Origin of the sequence: Halorubellus sp. JP-L1 (assembly GCF_011440375.1) — an archaeon.
Classification (GTDB): Archaea; Halobacteriota; Halobacteria; order Halobacteriales; family Natrialbaceae; genus Halorubellus.
In genome coordinates this window covers 1,583,010-1,599,086 of record NZ_JAAOIR010000001.1, presented here as the reverse complement: position 1 = coordinate 1,599,086, position 16,077 = coordinate 1,583,010, and the positions used below count along the sequence as shown (strand labels likewise).

The window sequence follows — 16,077 nt, the reverse complement described above, 5'->3', positions numbered from 1 at the left end:
GCGGGTGGTCGTTCGTGCGTCCGCGGGTTTTTGTACCGGCACTCCCGACTCGTGGGTATGCTCCGGGTGGCCGTCGCGAACCGTGAGGAGACCTTCGAGCGCATCCGCGATCCGCTGGCTGAACGCGGCATCGAGGTCGCGCACGTCCCAGTCAGGGAACGCACCGTGGACGTCACCGGCGGCGACGGCTTCGCGGGCGTCGACGGCGACCTCGACGCGTTCGACGCCGGATTCGTCTATCCCGGCCGGATGATGGAGGGTGGCGTCGCCGACGCGCTCCTGGCCGTGCCGTGGGTGAACGGCCGCGACGCGGTCCTGACCTCGCGGAACAAGGCCGCGGTGCTCGCGACGCTCGCCCGCGAAGGCGTCCCCGTCCCCGACTCGGTCTTCGTCTCCAACCCCGTCGACGAAGCCGCGCTCGTCGACGCCTACGACCGGTTCGATCCGCCGGTCGTCGTGAAACCGAACTCGACGACGCGCGGCGTCGGCGTCGCGAAACTCGACGACGCCGACTCGTTCCTGGGCGTCACCGACTACCTCGAGCTCGTCCACGACTACCGCGCGACCGGCGACAAGTCCTTCCTCGTCCAGGAGTACGTCCCGGACGCGACCGACTACCGCGCGATGGTCGTCGACGGCGAGTACGTCGGCGCGGTCGAACGCTCGCTCGCCGACGACGAACGCGCTCGCGGTCGCTGGAAGCACAACGTCCACCGCGGTGCGACCGCGACCGGCGTCGACCTCGACCCCGACCTGCGGCGGCTCGCCGAACGCGTCGCGGACGTCCTCGACATCGGGTTCCTCGGCGTCGACCTCCTCGTCGCCGACGACCGCGTCGTCGTCAACGAGACGAACGCGCGACCGACCGTCGACGCGGCGACGAAGTACGAGGACGGCTTCTACGACCGACTGGCGGCGCTCGTCGAACGAACGGCCGAGTCCTGAGTACGGACTGTCGAGGCGCGAAGCCAGAGAACGCGACGGCGCGTTACTGGAGGTCGATGCCGGCCGAGGAGTCGGCGTACTCGAAGACGACCTCGAGGACGCCGTTGTTGTACGTCGCGGTCGCCGAGTGCTCGTCGACGCTCGCCGGCAGCGTGACGCGTTCGTCGTACTGTCGGTGGTCGGTGTGCGCGCTGATGGTGAGCGTCTCGCCGTCGCACTCGAGTGTGATGTCGTCCTTCTCGACGCCCGGGAGGTCGCCGACGACGCGGACTTCGTCGTCGGTCTCGTGGACGTCGACGTGCGTGTCGGACCCGAACCCGGCGTCCCCACCGTCGAAGTGTACGTCCGAGCCGTCCCCCATCATGTCGTTCATCATCCGCTCTATCTCTCTGAAGAAGTCGTCGAACGGCTCGTCGTTGTCGTCACGCCGCATGGCTACCTGTAACGGAAGGGTACTCAAAAGCCTTCTGTCCGTGGTGATGGTTGTCGAAGTACCTGCCGGCGTCGGGCGTCGACGCCGGTCGACGGCGCGATGCGGCCACCGTCGATGGTCGATCATCGGTCGTCGTCGTCCGCATGCGAGTCGTCCATGGATCCGCCGTCCGCCCGCAGTTGCCTGACCAGGTTCAGATGCATGAGGTGGAGGTGCATCCCGATGGCGAACAGGAGCAGTCCCATGCCGACGAAGATCGTCGGCATGAGGACGGCGTCGAGGGCGGCCGCGGTCGAGTCGACGTTCCGCGGCAAGTGGACGACGACCGCGGCGGCGAACGCGGCGACGATGACGCCGAGTCCGAGCCTGGAGAACCGCGAGTACCGGCCGAGGTCCTCGAGGCGTGTCTCGATCGACTCGACGGTCTCGGCGTCGTCGTCTGGTGGCATGGGTCTCCTGCTCGGACGGTCGAACGGAATCGGTCAGCGAGGTCGATACACAACGAATGGCGACTGAGCCCTCAGCTCGCCATCTGCCGGCAGCTCTCGGCGCACTCGGTGAGGACGTCCGCGCAGACCTGGCAGTGGTCGGCGTCGTGCTGGCTGCACTCCTCGGCGCAGGCCTCGCAGACCTCCGCGCACGTCTCCGCGAGCGACCCGCTGTAGTCCGAGCTCCGGGCCATGAGGCGCGCGTGCAGCGACGCGATGTCGACGACGTCCCGGCAGAGGCGCGCGCACTCCTCCATGTCGGGGTCGCCGAGGCACTCGTCGGCGCACCACTCGCACACCTCGGTCGCCTCGAAGCAGTTCTCGATGCACTCGCGCTGGTCGTCGTTCAGCGTCCCGATCTCCTGAGAGGTATCTGCCAGTGACATGGCGTCAGGAGGTTCCGCTCGGAGGCTGTTCAGCGACGTGCCTGCTGGCGCAAGCCAGGAGGAGACCGGCAGACTGCGGCTAGTTAGATGCCCATGCCCATTGCGGCGTTCGTGCGTTCGATGCTGTCGCGCTGGTCGTCGGTGCCGAGGACGGCGCGGATGGCGTCGACGTTCTCGGGGACGACGTCGGACTCCTGGTGGATGGCCTGGAAGAGGTACAGGTCGTCGCCTTCCATCGTGATGGATTCGCCCCAGATGCAGTTCTCCCAGACGTCAGCGCGCGGCCGGCCGACGTCCTGCGCGTACTCCTTGATCGCGCCCGCTCCGTCGATGTCCATGTGTTCGGGGATGACGAACGTCCGCGATTCGTCCTCGAGGAGGTCGCGGACGGCGTCGGCGCTCGGGCGGTCCGCGAGCGTGACGTTGATCGAGTGCATGTGCATGAGCGTCGCGGGGACCTTGAGGCCGAGCGTGTCGATGTCGAGGTCCGGGAAGATCGTGTTCACGTCCGGTCCGTGGTGGCTCGGGAGCGAGACGGGATCCGGGAGGATGTCGTTGATGGGGCCGCGGTCGGTCTGGGCGGGGTCGCCGCCGCGACGGACGAGCGTCGCGCGCACCTTCTCGACGCCGTAGGCCTCCTCGAGGGGAGCGACGAGGCGGCTGAGGCCGGTGGTGTTGCAGGAGACGACGCGGACCACGTCGGCGTCGCGGGCGTCGTCGTAGTTCGAGCGCGCGTTGAAGCTGACGTCGACGGCGTCGGCGGACTCGCCGCCCTGGAGGAGCGCGGGCGTGTCGTGCTCGCGGTACATCGAGACGTTGTCCGCGCCGACCCCGGACGGGCAGGCGTCGACGACGACGTCGGCTTCGGCGACGAGTTCGTCGACGGTCCCGGCGAGCTCGATGCCGGCGTCGTCGAACAGCTCGATGCGGTCCTCGATGGCGGCGTACAGCGGGTAGCCCTTCTCGACGGCCGTCTCCGCCTCGAAGTTCGGGCGCGTCTTCGCGACGCCGACGACCTCCATGTCGGGCTGTGCGCGGACGGCGTCCGCGACGCGCTTGCCGATGGTGCCGTAGCCGTTGACCGCGACCTGTATCATGCGCGAGACTCCGCCAGCCACGCCCGTAATAGTTCCGAGAGTCGCCGTCACACACGCTGAATCCTCACTCGCCGACGAGTTAGCGTTCGCAGACGCTGGCGGGGTCGGGCCGTGGACGCTGGTGGGCCCGAGACGACAACACCTAATCGGTCGCCGTCCGCAGTGGCGACCATGAGCGAACTGGCTGCGCCAGCGCGGACCGCGATCGAGCAGTGCCTGAACGTCGGCGACGGCGAGAGCGTCGTCGTGGTGACCGACGACGACCGACGTCCCATCGGCGAGGCGCTGTACGACGCAGCGCTCGAGGCGACGGACGACGCGACCGTCCTCCAGTACCCGCCGGGCGACAACCACGGCGAGGAACCGCCGGCGGCGGTCGCGGCGGCGATGGAAGCGGCTGACGTGTTCCTCGCGCCGACGTCGAAGAGCCTGAGTCACACGCGAGCGCGCTCCGCGGCGACCGAGGCGGGCGCTCGCGGCGCGACCCTCCCCGGGATCACCGAGGACGTGTTCGTCACCGGGCTGGACGCGGACTACGCGCAGATCGCCGCGCACTGCGAGGCCGTCCTCGACCAGGTCGCGGACGCCGACGAGGTCCGCGTGACGACCGACCTCGGGACGGACATCACGTTCGAGGCAGGCGAGCGCGAGTGGCGGTCGGACACCGGGATGGTGCACGACGACGGCGACTTCTCGAACCTCCCCGCGGGCGAGGTGTTCGTCGCGCCCGAGACCGCGAACGGCCGGTTCGTCGTCGACGGGACGATGATGCCGTACGAGCGCCTCGACGACGACCAGACGCTCGCGTTCGAGGTCGAGGACGGACGAGTGACGGACATCGCCGACGCCCAAATCCGCGAGCAGTTCGCAGACCTCGCCGCGGAGGCAGGCGACGCCGTGTACAACCTCGCCGAACTCGGCATCGGGACGAACGTCGCGGTGACCGAGCTCGTCGGGTCCGTGCTCCTCGACGAGAAGGCCGCGGGCACTGTCCACATCGCCATCGGGGACAACGCCGGCATCGGCGGCGACACGGACGCGCCCATCCACTCCGACGGCGTCATCCGGGATCCGACCGTGTATGCGGACGGCGAGGAAGTGGAACTTCCTCGACCGTAGTCGAGCGGCGGAGCCGCGAGACGGGGAGGTCGTAGACCTCCCGACGGTCGAACGACCGTAGGCCGTGAGACGGGCGATCGTGGACCGGCGGTCGGCCGTGCGACCGTCCAGAGATGCGTCAATTGCTGCCGGTTTCTTCCAGGTTGGTTCACGCGTTAACCTGCCGTCGGCATGGTGCGCGAACGGACGGGGTGCCTGTGGTCGCGGAGGCGTAGCGTGGCGAAACCACTTTGCCGTCGCCGCCGGTGGATGCGAGCATGAAGGTACTGCTGGGTGTCGCGGGCAGCGAGGAGTCCATGCGCGCGCTCGAGAAGACGGTCGAGCGTGCGGCGGACGCCGGCGACGACCTCACCATCGCGGTCATCGAGAAGGACGACATGGAGCGCTCCCAGGAGTCGGTCGCGGAGCGAGCGCGAGCGGTCGCCGCCGAGCACGGCCTCGACGTCGAGGTGCGGGTCCTCGGCGGGCACGCCGGGAGTACGCTCGTCGACATCGCCGAACGCGAGGGATTCGACGAACTCGCGATCGGCGGCGGCACGGAGAGCCCGATGGGGAAGATCCGCCTCGGTCCCGTCACCGAGTTCGTCCTCCTGAACGCAACGACGACGGTGCGTCTCGTCAGATGACGCGGAATCGCACGTATCCCGAGGAGCCCGCGAGCGGGTTCCCGACGCCGCCGCGGACGTTCGCGGACCGCGAGGACCGCGAGATCCGACTCGAAGCGGTGGACGAGACCGCCATGGACGCGGTCGCGGAGATGTACGTCGCGTTCGACCCGGCGGACCGCGCGCAGGGCATCCCGCCGGCGGGCGAGGAGCGCGTGTACGACTGGTTGGACGCCATCTTCGACGACGGTATCAACGTCGCCGCGTTCCACGGCGACGACGTCGCCGGGCACGCGACGCTCGTTCCCGACGAGGCCCACGGGGAGCCCGGCGAGCACGCGTTCGAGCTCGCGATCTTCGTCCTCCAGGAGTACCAGCGCGCCGGCATCGGCCGCGAGTTGCTCGTGACGCTCCTCGGCCACGGTGAGCAGGTGGGCGTCGACCGCGTGTGGCTCACGGTCGAACGCTGGAACACCGCCGCCGTGTCGCTGTACCGCGACATCGGGTTCGAGACGTGCGGCTCCGAGAGCTTCGAACTCGAGATGAGCCTGCGGCTCTCGCCCGAGGGGTAACTGACAGAGCAAGCGTCCGGGGGCCTTCAGGCCGGCGGTTCCGTAGCGTTCAGATGGCGCGGTGTCGTTCAGACGGAGAGGAGCGGCTGGCTGGCGTAGAGGAGGACGTACTCGGCGGCTTTCGCGAGGACGTCGCCGCTCTCGCTCATCGGTTCGCGAGGGACGACGAGGAAGTCCGCGTCCACCTCGTCGGCGGTGTCGAGGACGACGCTGCCGGGATGCTGGGTCTTCCGCGTGGTCGAGAACCCGTACGCGGTCGAGTGATTGAGCGCGACGCCGTGTGCTTCGGCGATGGGTTCGACGTCCTCCATGAACGACGTGCTGTTCGAGGACACCTCCTCGGCGTCGACGGCGCCGTCCTCGACGGCGCGGACGACGTCCTGGCCGACGACGTACACCGCGTACACGCTGGCTTCGTACTCCTCTGCGATGGCGACGGCGTACTCGACGGCGTCGATGGACTCGTCGCTGCCGTCGACGGGGACGAGGACGGTGTCGACGGACAGCGCCTCGTCTGGCGCGGGCGTACTCATGGCCGGGAGTGCGGTGCGGGACACCAAAAAGCCTCGTGCGTTCGCCGAACTGGGTCGGCGTGGCGTCGGGTGGGTTTAAGCCGCGGCCGGTCCTTCCATCGCGTATGTTCGATTCGGTCGTCGTCGCGACGGACGGTTCCGAGAGCGTGCAGCGAGCGGTCCACGTGGCGCTGGATCTCGCCGATCGGTTCGATGCGGCCGTGTACGCGCTGTACGTCGTCGACGCCTCCGAGGTGGAGTCCTCGCCCGAGTCGGTGCGGGACGAACTCCGGGACGCGCTCGAAGCGGACGGCGAGGACGCGCTGTCGACGGTCGAAGCGCTCGCGTCGGCGGACGACGTCACGACGGCGGTCCGCGAGGGCCGGCCGGCGGCGGAGATCACGGGGTACGCGCGCGAGGTCGACGCGGACCTCGTCGCGACCGGTACCCGCGGCCGGCACGGCGAGAACCGGTTCCTGGTGGGGAGCGTCGCCGAGCGCGTGGTGCGGACGTGCGACAGGCCCGTGCTGACGGTACGCCAGCTCCAGGAGGAGTAGTAGTCGACGCTACCGTCGCGACGGCCTCGGGCAGCGGAGGGCGACGCGGTCGCGAACCGCCGGCTACTTGCCGCGTGACGGCTTCGCTCTCGTATGGACGAGTCTCTCATCGCTGAGGAGGACATGCCCCTCGCCCGGAAGTCGGTGCTCCCTGGCACGGGCTTTTTCGTGCCGGACGAGGTCGACGAGGAGCGACGCGAGCGCGAGGCGATCGACGCGCTCGCCGGGCAGTCGGTCGCGGTCGTCGCGGACCCGGACGCCGACGGCCTGGCGTGCGTCGCCCTCCTGCGGGAGGCGTACGGCGACGCGGGCCTGGTGCCGGCGAGCCCGCACGACCTCGAGGACGGCATGGAACTCGTCGCCGAGCACGGCGAGCCCGGCCTGGACGTGTTCGTCTGTGACCTCTGCCCGGACAAGTTCGAGTACGTCGAGGACGAGCTAGCGGCGCTCGTCGAGACCGCCGACTCCGTGCGGTGGTTCGACCACCACCAGTGGGACGAGGACGTTGCGGCGCAAGTCCGTGAGGCGGGCGTCGACCTCGTCGTCGGCGACAGCGAGGAGGAGTGCACGGCGGACGTCGCCGTCCGGAGCCTCGAGTACGCGTTCGACGACGCGTACGTCGACCTCGCCGAAGTCACGCGCGACCACGACCTCTGGCTGCGCGAGGACCCGCGGAGCGACGACCTCGCGGACCTCGCGTACTGGCTGGAGCCCGAGGAGTACATCGAGATCGTCGCCGAGCACGGCGCGGAACTGCCGGCCGACGCGAAGGAACTGCTCGCGGAGCGCCGCGTGGAGAAGGACGCGCTCATCGAGAAGGCCGTGGACCGCGGCGAGATCAAGGAAGTCGACGGCGTGACGGTGGGCGTGACGTACGGCCGGTGCTCGCAGAACGAGGTCGCTGAGGCGTTCCGCGAGCAAGGCGCGGACGCGAGCGTCGTCGTCAAGCCCGCGGGCTCCGCATCCATCCGCGGCACCGACGAATTCCAGCGTTGCCACGAAGTCGCGGCACAGGTCAACGGCGGCGGGCACCCGAAAGCCGCCGGCTGCAAGCCCGACATCTACGAGGACATGCTCGACTACGCGCACCACTGGACGACCCGCGGCGCGACCACGAAGCAGGTCATCCTCGACGCGTTCGGGAACCTCGACCCCGAGGACGCCGACGAAGCGGACGAAGTGGACGACGACGAGAGCGATAGCGAAGACAGCAGCGCGGACGACGAATAGCGCGGCGCCAACGCCTGAATCTCGGGGTCATCGAAGGGGTCGAGCCGATAGATGCAGCGGACGACGTCTCGACGGTTCGACTCACTCGTGCACGTTCTCTCAGACTCCGTCTGCTGAATAGCTGGCGCATATCCAGTATGGCCAAATCGGGAACGCGGTGCCGGTCTCAGTGATCGGGGTGAGCGATGATGTGGTCACCGTCAGCGAACCCGACCCGGTAGTAGGTGTCCTTCCGTCTGAGGTACGCTTCCAGAGTCTCCCCATTGCCCGTTCGCTGTTCGATGCGGTCTCGAAGGGCCTCGAGTGCCGGAGATGCCGACTCGTGTGCTGTCGTGTATTCGCCTTCTTCGAACACGGTCCGTACGATCTCTCGTTGGTCACTGGACAGGTCATCGAACGCGATCGAGGTCACCTGCTCGCGTTCGGACTGGGTGAGTGATACCTCTTCGAGCCAGAACCGGATCCCGAGACTATCTGTCCCCTCAGAGCCCGCTCGATCGTCCATTCGTGAGACACAGCCAGCCAACGAACCCGTCAGGCCGACTCCGGTACCCGCCAGGAAACGTCGTCGATTCATATCGAACGTTCTCTATGCAATCCGTTTCGCAGGGAGTCATAAACGTCTTGAGGAGCCCCAAATCGCTATTTCAGCCAAACCGACGGACGCAGGCACCCGACGGTGATGGAAGGGCGAGAACGAACCTTCGAGGCGGTTCTCTGGCTGCTTCGGAGCGACGGCTGCTCATTCGCGGGGTGCAGGGTCGAGCGTCACCTCGACGCGGTCGCCGGCTTCGAGGCCGTGGTCGTCGCCGACGATCTTGACGGCGTAGTCGCCGCGCTGTCCGCAGAACAGGGAGATGCCGTGGACGGGGCGGTCGTTCGCGCGGACGGTGACGGGACGCCAGGCGACGTCGTTCGCACTGCCGGGGCTCTTGCGAGCGTCGCCGACGGTCTCGCCGAGCAGCGAGACTGGGCCGGTCGCGTCCGCGTGCAGCCCGCCGGCGTCGTAGTGCTGGAACCCGCCGTCGAGCACGACCCGCTGGCCGTCGACGGTGGCGGCGAGTCCGCAGAAGCCGTCGTCGGGCACCTCGGGGGCGTCGAGGACGGCGTACGTGTCGGCGGCGTCGACGACGGTCCCGGTGCCGTCCCAGTCGACGGGCGTCGGGTCGACGCCGAGGTCGAGCGGGAGTGACCCGCCCGCCCGGAGGTGGTTCTGGTCGTGCCGTCGGAAGCCGACGTGGAGGTGATTGGGGACCCAGCGTGCGAAGAACCCGGCGCGGACGAGGTCGCCGAGGTCCTGACCGACCTCGACGCTATCTCCGACCTCGACGCTCGGGTCGACGTGCATGATGCGGGCGACGACGGGGCCGCAGTCGACGACGACGAGGTGGTCTTCCGCGGGCGCGTACGGCTTCGGGGGCGCGCGCACGGTCTCGGTCGCGATCACTTCGCCGGCGACGGGACTCGGGGCAGCATCGCCCTCCGGATACAGGTCGATCGCGCACCCGCGGTCGTGCGCGACGTACGGCGAGTTGTACGCCGTGTACCGCCGATAGCGCTCCAGCACGGTTGCGGGGAGCGTCACGACGCCGTCGGTCACCGACATCCCCGTCGCGGCTGCCTGCTCGTTTGCCATCTGCCAGCGCGTTGGGGACGGTGCGCCTAAACCGCCGCGGTCCGATTGCTGGGGTATGCCAGCGGAACACCGCGCGCTCGTCGTCCGCGGCCGCATGCCCGACCCGGACGCGGACGGTGCGGCGACGCGCACGCTCCGGGACCGCGTCGCCGACACGAAGCAGCCGGCGGTCCGGGTGTGGACGCCCCACCGCATCGTCGCGTTCGGCCGTCGCGACACGCGTAGCGACGGCTACGACGCCGCCGCGGCCGCCGCCAGCGACCGCGGGTACGAACCGGTCGAGCGGTCCGTCGGCGGCCGCGCGGTCGCGTACGACGGCGAGACCACGCTCGCGTTCGCTCGCTTCACGCCCGTCGACGGCGTCCGCGGCGGCCTCGACGAGCGCTACGAGGCGCTCACGACCGACGTCGAGCGCGCGCTCGAATCCCTCGGCGTCGACGCGGAGCGCGGCGAACCAGCCGACTCGTTCTGCCCCGGCCAGCACTCCCTCCGGGCGCCGTCCGGCGGCAAGCTCGCCGGCCTCGCCCAGCGCGTCACGTCGGGCGCGGCCATCACGAGCGGCGTCCTCGTCGTCGCGAACCACGCCGAACTCGCCGGCGTCCTCGACGCCGTCTACCATGCGCTCGACGTGCCATTCGACCCGGACTCCGTCGGGAGCGTCGCCCGCACGGGCGGTCCCAGCGACCCCCGAGTGGTCCGCGAGGCGCTCGAGGACGCGCTCGTCGGCGACCGCGAGCGCGAGGTCGTCGACGCCACCGACCTCTAGCTACACCGACGCTGATTCGCGGCTGGGACCGGAGCCTTCAGGGAACCGCGCCGAGACCCGTCGCGTATGCTCTTTCGGAACGCGACGCTCGCGGACGGCGAGCGAGTGGACGTCCGCGTCGACGACGGCGAGATCGTGGCGGTCGGCGACCTCGGCGGGGGCGAATCGCCGACGGACGACGAGGCGGTCGTGGACGCGACCGGCAAGCACCTGCTGCCGGGCGCGATCGACGCGCACGTGCACTTCCGCCAGCCGGGGTACGGGCACAAGGAGACATGGGAGACGGGGTCGAAGTCGGCGGTCGCGGGCGGCGTGACGACCGTCGTCGACCAACCGAACACGAGTCCGCCCACGACGACGGGCGGGGCCTTCGACGAGAAGGTGGCGTTCGCCGCGGACTCGTACGTCGACTGGGGGATCAACGGCGGCGTCACCGAGGACTGGGACCCCGACTCGCTCTTCGAGCGCGACGTGTTCGCGCTCGGCGAAGTGTTCCTCGCGGACTCGACGGGGAACATGGGTATCGACGCGGACCTGTTCGCGGAGGCCGTCGCGCGCGCTGGCGACGCGGGCGTCACCGTCACCGTCCACGCGGAGGACGCAACGCTGTTCGACGAGTCGGCGCTCGAGAACGCCGGCGACGGCGAGGGTCGCGCGGCGAACGCGGACGCCTGGAGCGCGTATCGAACGGCCGACGCGGAAGCCGCGGCGGTCGAGCGCGCGTGCGAGGTCGGCGCGGACGCCGACGCCGACCTCCACATCGCGCACACCTCGACGCCGGAGGGCGTCGACGTCGCGAGCGCGGCGGGCGCGACCTGCGAGGTCAGCCCGCATCACCTCCTGCTGTCGCGCGCGGACCTCCGAGGAGAAAATCAGCTCGGGACGTACGGCCGCATGAACCCGCCGCTGCGGAGCGAGGAGCGCCGCGAGGCCATCTACGAGCGCGTCGCCGACGGCACCGTCGACGTCGTCGCGACAGACCACGCGCCCCACACCGTCGCGGAGAAGGAAGCGACCCTGCTCGACGCACCCAGCGGCGTCCCCGGCGTCGAGACGATGCTCCCGCTCCTCCTCCAGGAAGCCAGCGAGGGCCGACTCGATCTCGAACGCGTCCGCAACCTCCTCAGCGCCAACCCTGCGGCCGTCTTCGACCTCCCGGCCAAGGGCCGGGTCGCCGAGGGCATGGACGCCGACCTCGTGCTCGTCGACCTCGATGACGCCACCGAGATCGACGGCGACGCGCTCCACTCGAAGTGCGGGTGGACGCCGTTCGCGGGCTGGCAGGGAGTGTTCCCCGAGCGCGTCTACCTGCGCGGCGAGCTCGCGTACGACGCCAGCGCCGACGACGGCGGCGCCGACGCGAGGGAGGACGCGTTCCCCGCGGGCGCCATCGGCGAGAACGCTCGCGAGTAGCGCGACTCTCGCCTCACGCGCCGAGCGCGATCGCTTCCGCGACGCCCGTCGCGAGCATCGCGCCCGCGCCGAACGCGCCGATGCGTGCCATCGCGCGCCGCGAGTCCGCCTCCGTCCAGTCCGTGTTCGTGTCCAGGTGCTCCTGCATCGCCTCGAACCCGCGGCCCGCCATCGCCGACCCCGACCACCCCAGGAGTCCGAGCCCGAACGCGAGCGTGCCGAGCGCGAACGCGAACCGCGCCGCCGGAACCGGCGCCCACCCGCCGCCACCGACGAGTACGAGAAGGAGTCCCACGCTACAGGCTGCACCGACCGCGAACGCACCGCCGACGATGCGGAGACGCGGCCAGACGTACGCGCGAACGCGCTCGGCCGTCGTCGCCTCCGCGTCCATCGCGATCAGTCGACCGCGTCCTGCATCCGCGGGTCCAGTGCGTCACGCATCCCGTCTCCGAGGAGGTTGAACCCGAGGACGGTCAGTGCGAGGAACAGGCCCGGGAAGAACGACATCCACCAGCGCCCGGACTGCAGGCCGAACTCGACGCCGTTCGAGAGCATCAATCCCCACGACGGCGCACCCGCTTGCGCGCCGAACCCCAGAAAGGACAGCGCGGCGATGTCGATGATCGCCAGCCCGAAGTTCAGCGTCGACTGGACCGTGATCGGCGCGAGCGTGTTCGGCATGATGTGCCGGAACAGGATGCGCGGGTCCTTCGCACCGAGCGCCTCCGTCGCATCGATGTACTCGTCCTCCAGGACCTTCAGCGCCGCTCCGCGGACGACGCGCGCGAACCGCGGCGTGTAGACGAGCGTCAACGCGATCACGGCCTTCCAGAGGCCCGCGCCGAAGATCGCGACGAGCGCGAGCGCGAGCAGGAGCGACGGGAACGCCAGCAGGACGTCCATCGTCCGCATGATGACGTTGTCAGTCACGTCACCGTAGTACGCCGCGATGATGCCGAGCGTCACGCCGAGGACCGTCGACACGCCGACCGTGATCGTCCCGAACTTCATCGCGATCCACGCGCCGTACATCGTCCGTCGATAGATGTCCCGCGCCGCCTGATCCGTCCCGAACAGCATCTCGTTCGCCGGCGCCGGCCCGCCAGCCCACCCCGGGGCCACGCGGTCGGGGAACGTCCCGCCGAGACGGGACGACGTGAGCGCCTGCAGGTCGTAGAACACTCTGGCGTAGATCGCGATCAAGAGCATCGAGACGATGATCCCGATCCCGATGAGCGCCAGGCGATTCGAGAGCAAGTCAGAGAGGAACGGTGAGTTCCGCAATCGCTCTATCGGTCCGCGTTCCTCGACGTCGGTCGTCGCGTCGGGCGTTTCGGTACTCATGTTATTGCTGGATTCTGGGGTCGAGGTAGCTGTAGGTGATGTCGACGCCGAGGTTCACGAGCGTGAACAGCAGCGCGAACGTCAGGACCGCACCCTGGACGACCGGATAGTCCGTCGCGTTGATCGCGCTCACGATGAGCGTCCCGATGCCACCGATCCCGAACACGGTCTCGGTGAGGACCGCGCCACCCAGGAGCGTCCCGAACTGGATGCCGACGACCGTGATCACGGGGATCATCGCGTTCCGGAACCCGTGCTTCATGATCGTGATCTTCGCGCCCTGCCCCTTCGCGCGAGCGGTCCGCATGTAGTCCTGCCGGACGACCTCGAGCATCGACGACCGCATCATCCGCGAGATGAGCGCCATCGAGTACACGCCGATCGTGACCGCCGGCAGGAACAGGTGCGAGACCGCCGACAGCCACGCACCCGGTTCACCGAGGAGGATCGTGTCGATCGTGACCATCCCCGTCAACGGGAGCTCCATACCGAGGAGCGTCCAGGAGTTGTCGAGGAAGACCGTCGACCCGATGCGGCCCGCGGCCGGGAACCACCCGAGGAACCCCGAGAAGAACAGGATGAGCAGCGGCCCCGACCAGTAGATCGGGACGGAGATCCCGGCGAGCGCGCCGATGCGCGTCGAGTGGTCGAGCAACGAATCCTGCTTGATGGCCGAGAGGATGCCCAGCGGGAGCCCGAGCGCGAGCCCGATGAACTGCCCGTAGAGCGCGAGCTCGAGCGTCACGGGGAGCCGGCTCGCGAGCACGTCGCGAACGGGGTTCCCGCGCGAGATCGAGTACGAGTTCCCGAAGTCGAACTGGACGACGTCGACGAGGAATCGCCCGTACTGGACGAGGATCGGGTCGTTCAGCCCGAGCTCTTGACGCACCTGCCGGACGACCTCCTCGGACGCACGCTGTCCGGCGATGACGCGCGCCGGATCACCCCCCGAGAGGTGGAGGATGGCGAACACGAACGTCGCCACGCCGAACAGCACCGGCACGAGCAACAGCAGACGCTTCAGGATGAATCGCTTCGAGACCATTGCCTGTGTTGGCTGGTCACACAGACGGCCACAATAAAACGCTTGTCATCGACGCCCAGTACGCGGCGCTGTCACGCGATTCTTCCGGTCGCTACCGGTCCTGAAAACGCCGGGTGAGTTGCCCGACACCGCGACTCGTGCTCGTCGACGAGACGAGCGACCGCGTCCGTTACTCGAGCTCGACGAGCTCCAGGAAGGGACCGCCGACGGAACTCACGGTGAACGAATCGGAGACGACCGACTCGTGGATCGCGCGAATCGTCTTCGCGTAGTCGACGAACACCCACGGCGCCTCGTCGTGCGCGATCTGACTCGCCTGCTGGTACTTCTGCTTGCGCGTCGCCTCGTCGTACGTCGACTGTGCGTCACGCACCAGCTGCATGTAGTCCGTGTTCGCCCAGCCCGCGGCGTTCAGGACGCTGTAGCCCTCCGTGTCTCGGCTGACCCAGTCCTGGCCGTCGGGGACCGCGTCCATCTCGACCTTCGGGTCGAGGAGGACGTACATGAAGTTGTCCGGGTCCGCGTTGTCGGTGTACCAGCCGAGGAAACACGCGTCGTGGTTCCCCGCGTCCGTGTACTCGAGGTACGACGAGAACGTCGAGAACTGGTTGATGTTCACCGTCAGCCCGATCTCTTCGAGGTCGGACTTGAACTGGTTCGCGGTCTGGATCGGACTCGGGTTGTACCCGCGCGGGTTCGAGAACGTCGCGAGCTCGAACTCCATGTCGGCCGCACCGGCCTCCTCGAGCAAGCTCTGAGCCTGCTCCTTGTCGTTCGGGTACGGATCCAGGTCGTCCTTGCGGCCCATGACGCCCTGCGGGAGCGGCTGACTCGACTGCACCGCGAAGCCCTGATAGATCGTGTTCACGACCGCTTCCGTGTTCACGGCGAGGCTGACCGCGCGGCGAACGCGCCGGTCGCGGAACTCCTCTTTGCGCGCCATGTTGAACGCCATGTACCCGCTGTTGATGCCGGGCTTGGACTTGATCTGGGCGGTGTCTGCCTCCTCGATCGTCGTCGAGGACTCCGCACCCAGGTTGTCCGTGATGTGCGAGTCGCCGTTCACGACGTCCTGCGCTCGCGAGGAGTTCTGCCCGATCGTCTTGAAGACGACTTCGCCGACGTTCGGCCCCTCGCCCCAGTAGTCGTTGTTCGCCGACAGCAGCACGCGCTGGTTCGAGTTGTCGAGTTCCTCGAATGCGAACGGTCCCGTGCCGTTGGGCTCGGTCCCGAGCTGGGTCTGGTCGTCGAGACCCGTGATCTGGTCCTGGTTGAGGATCGCGGCCGCGAACATCGCCAGGTTGCGGAGGAACGGCGCGTACTTCTGCGTGAGCGTGAACTCGACGGTGTACTCGCTGGACGCGTCGATCTCATCGACCCAGTTCCCGAACGTGAACCCGGCGTACCCGGAGGCGTTCTCCGTACCGAGGTAGTAGTCGTAGTTCTCGTCCGTGAACCGACGGATCGTCGCCTTCACGTCCGCCGCCGTGAAGTCGGAGCCGTCGTGGAACGTGACGTCCTCCTTCAGTTCGAGGGTCGCGGTCGTACCGGAGAGCGACCAGCCGTCGCTCTTCGCGAGCCCGTCCGTGAGCTGTCCGCCACTCCCCGCCTGGAACTGGATGAGCGTGTCGAAGATCTGGTTCGTGACCTTCGCGACCTCGCCGCTCGTGGTCTGCTGTGGGTCGTAGTTCTCGGGGTGGTCACCGCGAGCGTACACGAGGGACCCACCGCTGCCCCCGGTGAGGCTCGAGATACAGCCGGCAGTCGCCGTCGTCGTGGCCGCGGCGGCCGTGGCGCCTGCTGTCTTCAGGAAGTCGCGTCTCTCCATGCCGTTGTCACCATCTGCCATAGGCATTGCCACAAACGCCGCCTATATAAACGTTCATAATGTCTGTAGCCGGTGTTCGCCTCCCCGGCAGCGAAAAC

General features: G+C 68.7%; 19 protein-coding genes. 8 read left to right on the top strand and 11 right to left on the bottom strand.

Annotated elements, in window-relative coordinates:
* Positions 1-57 precede the first annotated feature (57 nt).
* A complete protein-coding gene (locus G9C85_RS08105; protein ID WP_166038675.1) occupies positions 58-945 on the top strand; it encodes a RimK family alpha-L-glutamate ligase in 888 nt (295 codons plus the stop codon).
* Positions 946-988: 43 nt separating this feature from the next.
* Here G9C85_RS08105 and G9C85_RS08100 read toward each other — a convergent pair whose 3' ends face one another.
* The 4 genes from G9C85_RS08100 to G9C85_RS08085 all read right to left on the bottom strand — a co-directional run bounded on the left by G9C85_RS08100 (position 989) and on the right by G9C85_RS08085 (position 3,349).
* On the bottom strand, positions 989-1,378 hold the full coding sequence (locus G9C85_RS08100) for an Hsp20/alpha crystallin family protein (protein WP_166038673.1): 390 nt from the start codon (positions 1,376-1,378) through the stop codon (positions 989-991).
* 122 nt (positions 1,379-1,500) lie between these two features.
* Positions 1,501-1,827, bottom strand: coding sequence for a hypothetical protein (locus tag G9C85_RS08095; RefSeq protein ID WP_166038670.1), 327 nt, complete (start codon positions 1,825-1,827; stop codon positions 1,501-1,503).
* Between the two features lie 71 nt (positions 1,828-1,898).
* On the bottom strand, positions 1,899-2,252 hold the full coding sequence (locus G9C85_RS08090) for a four-helix bundle copper-binding protein (protein WP_166038668.1): 354 nt from the start codon (positions 2,250-2,252) through the stop codon (positions 1,899-1,901).
* A gap of 83 nt (positions 2,253-2,335) precedes the next feature.
* A complete protein-coding gene (locus G9C85_RS08085) occupies positions 2,336-3,349 on the bottom strand; it encodes a type II glyceraldehyde-3-phosphate dehydrogenase (protein ID WP_166038666.1) in 1,014 nt (337 codons plus the stop codon).
* A 171-nt stretch (positions 3,350-3,520) separates the two neighbouring features.
* Here G9C85_RS08085 and G9C85_RS08080 point away from each other — a divergent pair, with 171 nt between their 5' ends.
* The 3 genes from G9C85_RS08080 to G9C85_RS08070 all read left to right on the top strand — a co-directional run bounded on the left by G9C85_RS08080 (position 3,521) and on the right by G9C85_RS08070 (position 5,645).
* A complete protein-coding gene (locus G9C85_RS08080) occupies positions 3,521-4,468 on the top strand; it encodes an aminopeptidase (RefSeq protein WP_166038664.1) in 948 nt (315 codons plus the stop codon).
* A gap of 257 nt (positions 4,469-4,725) precedes the next feature.
* A complete protein-coding gene (locus G9C85_RS08075; RefSeq protein WP_166038662.1) occupies positions 4,726-5,094 on the top strand; it encodes a universal stress protein in 369 nt (122 codons plus the stop codon).
* Positions 5,091-5,645: a GNAT family N-acetyltransferase gene (locus G9C85_RS08070; protein WP_166038660.1), complete on the top strand. Its 555-nt coding sequence runs from the start codon at positions 5,091-5,093 to the stop codon at positions 5,643-5,645. The genes G9C85_RS08075 and G9C85_RS08070 overlap by 4 nt, the downstream gene beginning before the upstream one ends.
* A gap of 68 nt (positions 5,646-5,713) precedes the next feature.
* Here G9C85_RS08070 and G9C85_RS08065 read toward each other — a convergent pair whose 3' ends face one another.
* Positions 5,714-6,178 carry a universal stress protein gene (locus G9C85_RS08065; protein ID WP_166038658.1) on the bottom strand — a complete coding sequence of 155 codons (465 nt, stop codon included), beginning with the start codon at positions 6,176-6,178 and terminating at the stop codon, positions 5,714-5,716.
* A 104-nt stretch (positions 6,179-6,282) separates the two neighbouring features.
* Between G9C85_RS08065 and G9C85_RS08060 the strand changes: the two genes are divergently transcribed.
* Entirely contained in the window at positions 6,283-6,714 is a 432-nt protein-coding gene (locus G9C85_RS08060; protein ID WP_166038656.1) for a universal stress protein, read from the top strand.
* A 93-nt stretch (positions 6,715-6,807) separates the two neighbouring features.
* Positions 6,808-7,944, top strand: coding sequence for a DHH family phosphoesterase (locus tag G9C85_RS08055; RefSeq protein ID WP_166038654.1), 1,137 nt, complete (start codon positions 6,808-6,810; stop codon positions 7,942-7,944).
* A gap of 166 nt (positions 7,945-8,110) precedes the next feature.
* On the opposite strand, the gene G9C85_RS08050 is transcribed toward G9C85_RS08055, so the two are convergent.
* Entirely contained in the window at positions 8,111-8,449 is a 339-nt protein-coding gene (locus G9C85_RS08050; protein WP_166038652.1) for a hypothetical protein, read from the bottom strand.
* Between the two features lie 237 nt (positions 8,450-8,686).
* Positions 8,687-9,580: a hypothetical protein gene (locus G9C85_RS08045; protein WP_240148788.1), complete on the bottom strand. Its 894-nt coding sequence runs from the start codon at positions 9,578-9,580 to the stop codon at positions 8,687-8,689.
* 55 nt (positions 9,581-9,635) lie between these two features.
* Between G9C85_RS08045 and G9C85_RS08040 the strand changes: the two genes are divergently transcribed.
* Positions 9,636-10,346, top strand: coding sequence for a lipoate--protein ligase family protein (locus tag G9C85_RS08040; protein ID WP_166038650.1), 711 nt, complete (start codon positions 9,636-9,638; stop codon positions 10,344-10,346).
* A 66-nt stretch (positions 10,347-10,412) separates the two neighbouring features.
* On the top strand, positions 10,413-11,759 hold the full coding sequence (locus G9C85_RS08035) for a dihydroorotase (protein ID WP_166038648.1): 1,347 nt from the start codon (positions 10,413-10,415) through the stop codon (positions 11,757-11,759).
* Positions 11,760-11,772: 13 nt separating this feature from the next.
* Here the strand turns inward: G9C85_RS08035 and G9C85_RS08030 are convergent, their stop codons facing one another.
* The 4 genes from G9C85_RS08030 to G9C85_RS08015 form a co-directional block, all read right to left on the bottom strand.
* Positions 11,773-12,153: a hypothetical protein gene (locus G9C85_RS08030; protein WP_166038646.1), complete on the bottom strand. Its 381-nt coding sequence runs from the start codon at positions 12,151-12,153 to the stop codon at positions 11,773-11,775.
* 5 nt (positions 12,154-12,158) lie between these two features.
* Positions 12,159-13,106, bottom strand: a complete 948-nt coding sequence (locus G9C85_RS08025; protein ID WP_166038644.1) for an ABC transporter permease — start codon at positions 13,104-13,106, stop codon at positions 12,159-12,161.
* A 1-nt stretch (position 13,107) separates the two neighbouring features.
* Positions 13,108-14,151 carry an ABC transporter permease gene (locus tag G9C85_RS08020; RefSeq protein WP_166038642.1) on the bottom strand — a complete coding sequence of 348 codons (1,044 nt, stop codon included), beginning with the start codon at positions 14,149-14,151 and terminating at the stop codon, positions 13,108-13,110.
* Positions 14,152-14,320: 169 nt separating this feature from the next.
* The gene (locus G9C85_RS08015) at positions 14,321-16,000 is read right to left on the bottom strand and encodes an ABC transporter substrate-binding protein (protein ID WP_166038640.1); all 1,680 of its coding nucleotides are present in this window, start codon (positions 15,998-16,000) and stop codon (positions 14,321-14,323) included.
* Positions 16,001-16,077 lie beyond the last annotated feature (77 nt).

Coding starts and splice junctions, on each gene's coding strand:
- G9C85_RS08095 (WP_166038670.1), bottom strand. CDS start 1,827: ATGCCACCAGACGACGACGCCGAGACCGTCGAGTCGATCGAGACACGC.
- G9C85_RS08080 (WP_166038664.1), top strand. CDS start 3,521: ATGAGCGAACTGGCTGCGCCAGCGCGGACCGCGATCGAGCAGTGCCTG.
- G9C85_RS08100 (WP_166038673.1), bottom strand. CDS start 1,378: ATGCGGCGTGACGACAACGACGAGCCGTTCGACGACTTCTTCAGAGAG.
- G9C85_RS08055 (WP_166038654.1), top strand. CDS start 6,808: ATGGACGAGTCTCTCATCGCTGAGGAGGACATGCCCCTCGCCCGGAAG.
- G9C85_RS08070 (WP_166038660.1), top strand. CDS start 5,091: ATGACGCGGAATCGCACGTATCCCGAGGAGCCCGCGAGCGGGTTCCCG.
- G9C85_RS08065 (WP_166038658.1), bottom strand. CDS start 6,178: ATGAGTACGCCCGCGCCAGACGAGGCGCTGTCCGTCGACACCGTCCTC.
- G9C85_RS08040 (WP_166038650.1), top strand. CDS start 9,636: ATGCCAGCGGAACACCGCGCGCTCGTCGTCCGCGGCCGCATGCCCGAC.
- G9C85_RS08060 (WP_166038656.1), top strand. CDS start 6,283: ATGTTCGATTCGGTCGTCGTCGCGACGGACGGTTCCGAGAGCGTGCAG.
- G9C85_RS08075 (WP_166038662.1), top strand. CDS start 4,726: ATGAAGGTACTGCTGGGTGTCGCGGGCAGCGAGGAGTCCATGCGCGCG.
- G9C85_RS08030 (WP_166038646.1), bottom strand. CDS start 12,153: ATGGACGCGGAGGCGACGACGGCCGAGCGCGTTCGCGCGTACGTCTGG.
- G9C85_RS08015 (WP_166038640.1), bottom strand. CDS start 16,000: ATGGCAGATGGTGACAACGGCATGGAGAGACGCGACTTCCTGAAGACA.
- G9C85_RS08105 (WP_166038675.1), top strand. CDS start 58: ATGCTCCGGGTGGCCGTCGCGAACCGTGAGGAGACCTTCGAGCGCATC.
- G9C85_RS08085 (WP_166038666.1), bottom strand. CDS start 3,349: ATGATACAGGTCGCGGTCAACGGCTACGGCACCATCGGCAAGCGCGTC.
- G9C85_RS08045 (WP_240148788.1), bottom strand. CDS start 9,580: ATGGCAAACGAGCAGGCAGCCGCGACGGGGATGTCGGTGACCGACGGC.
- G9C85_RS08050 (WP_166038652.1), bottom strand. CDS start 8,449: ATGGACGATCGAGCGGGCTCTGAGGGGACAGATAGTCTCGGGATCCGG.
- G9C85_RS08025 (WP_166038644.1), bottom strand. CDS start 13,106: ATGAGTACCGAAACGCCCGACGCGACGACCGACGTCGAGGAACGCGGA.
- G9C85_RS08090 (WP_166038668.1), bottom strand. CDS start 2,252: ATGTCACTGGCAGATACCTCTCAGGAGATCGGGACGCTGAACGACGAC.
- G9C85_RS08035 (WP_166038648.1), top strand. CDS start 10,413: ATGCTCTTTCGGAACGCGACGCTCGCGGACGGCGAGCGAGTGGACGTC.
- G9C85_RS08020 (WP_166038642.1), bottom strand. CDS start 14,151: ATGGTCTCGAAGCGATTCATCCTGAAGCGTCTGCTGTTGCTCGTGCCG.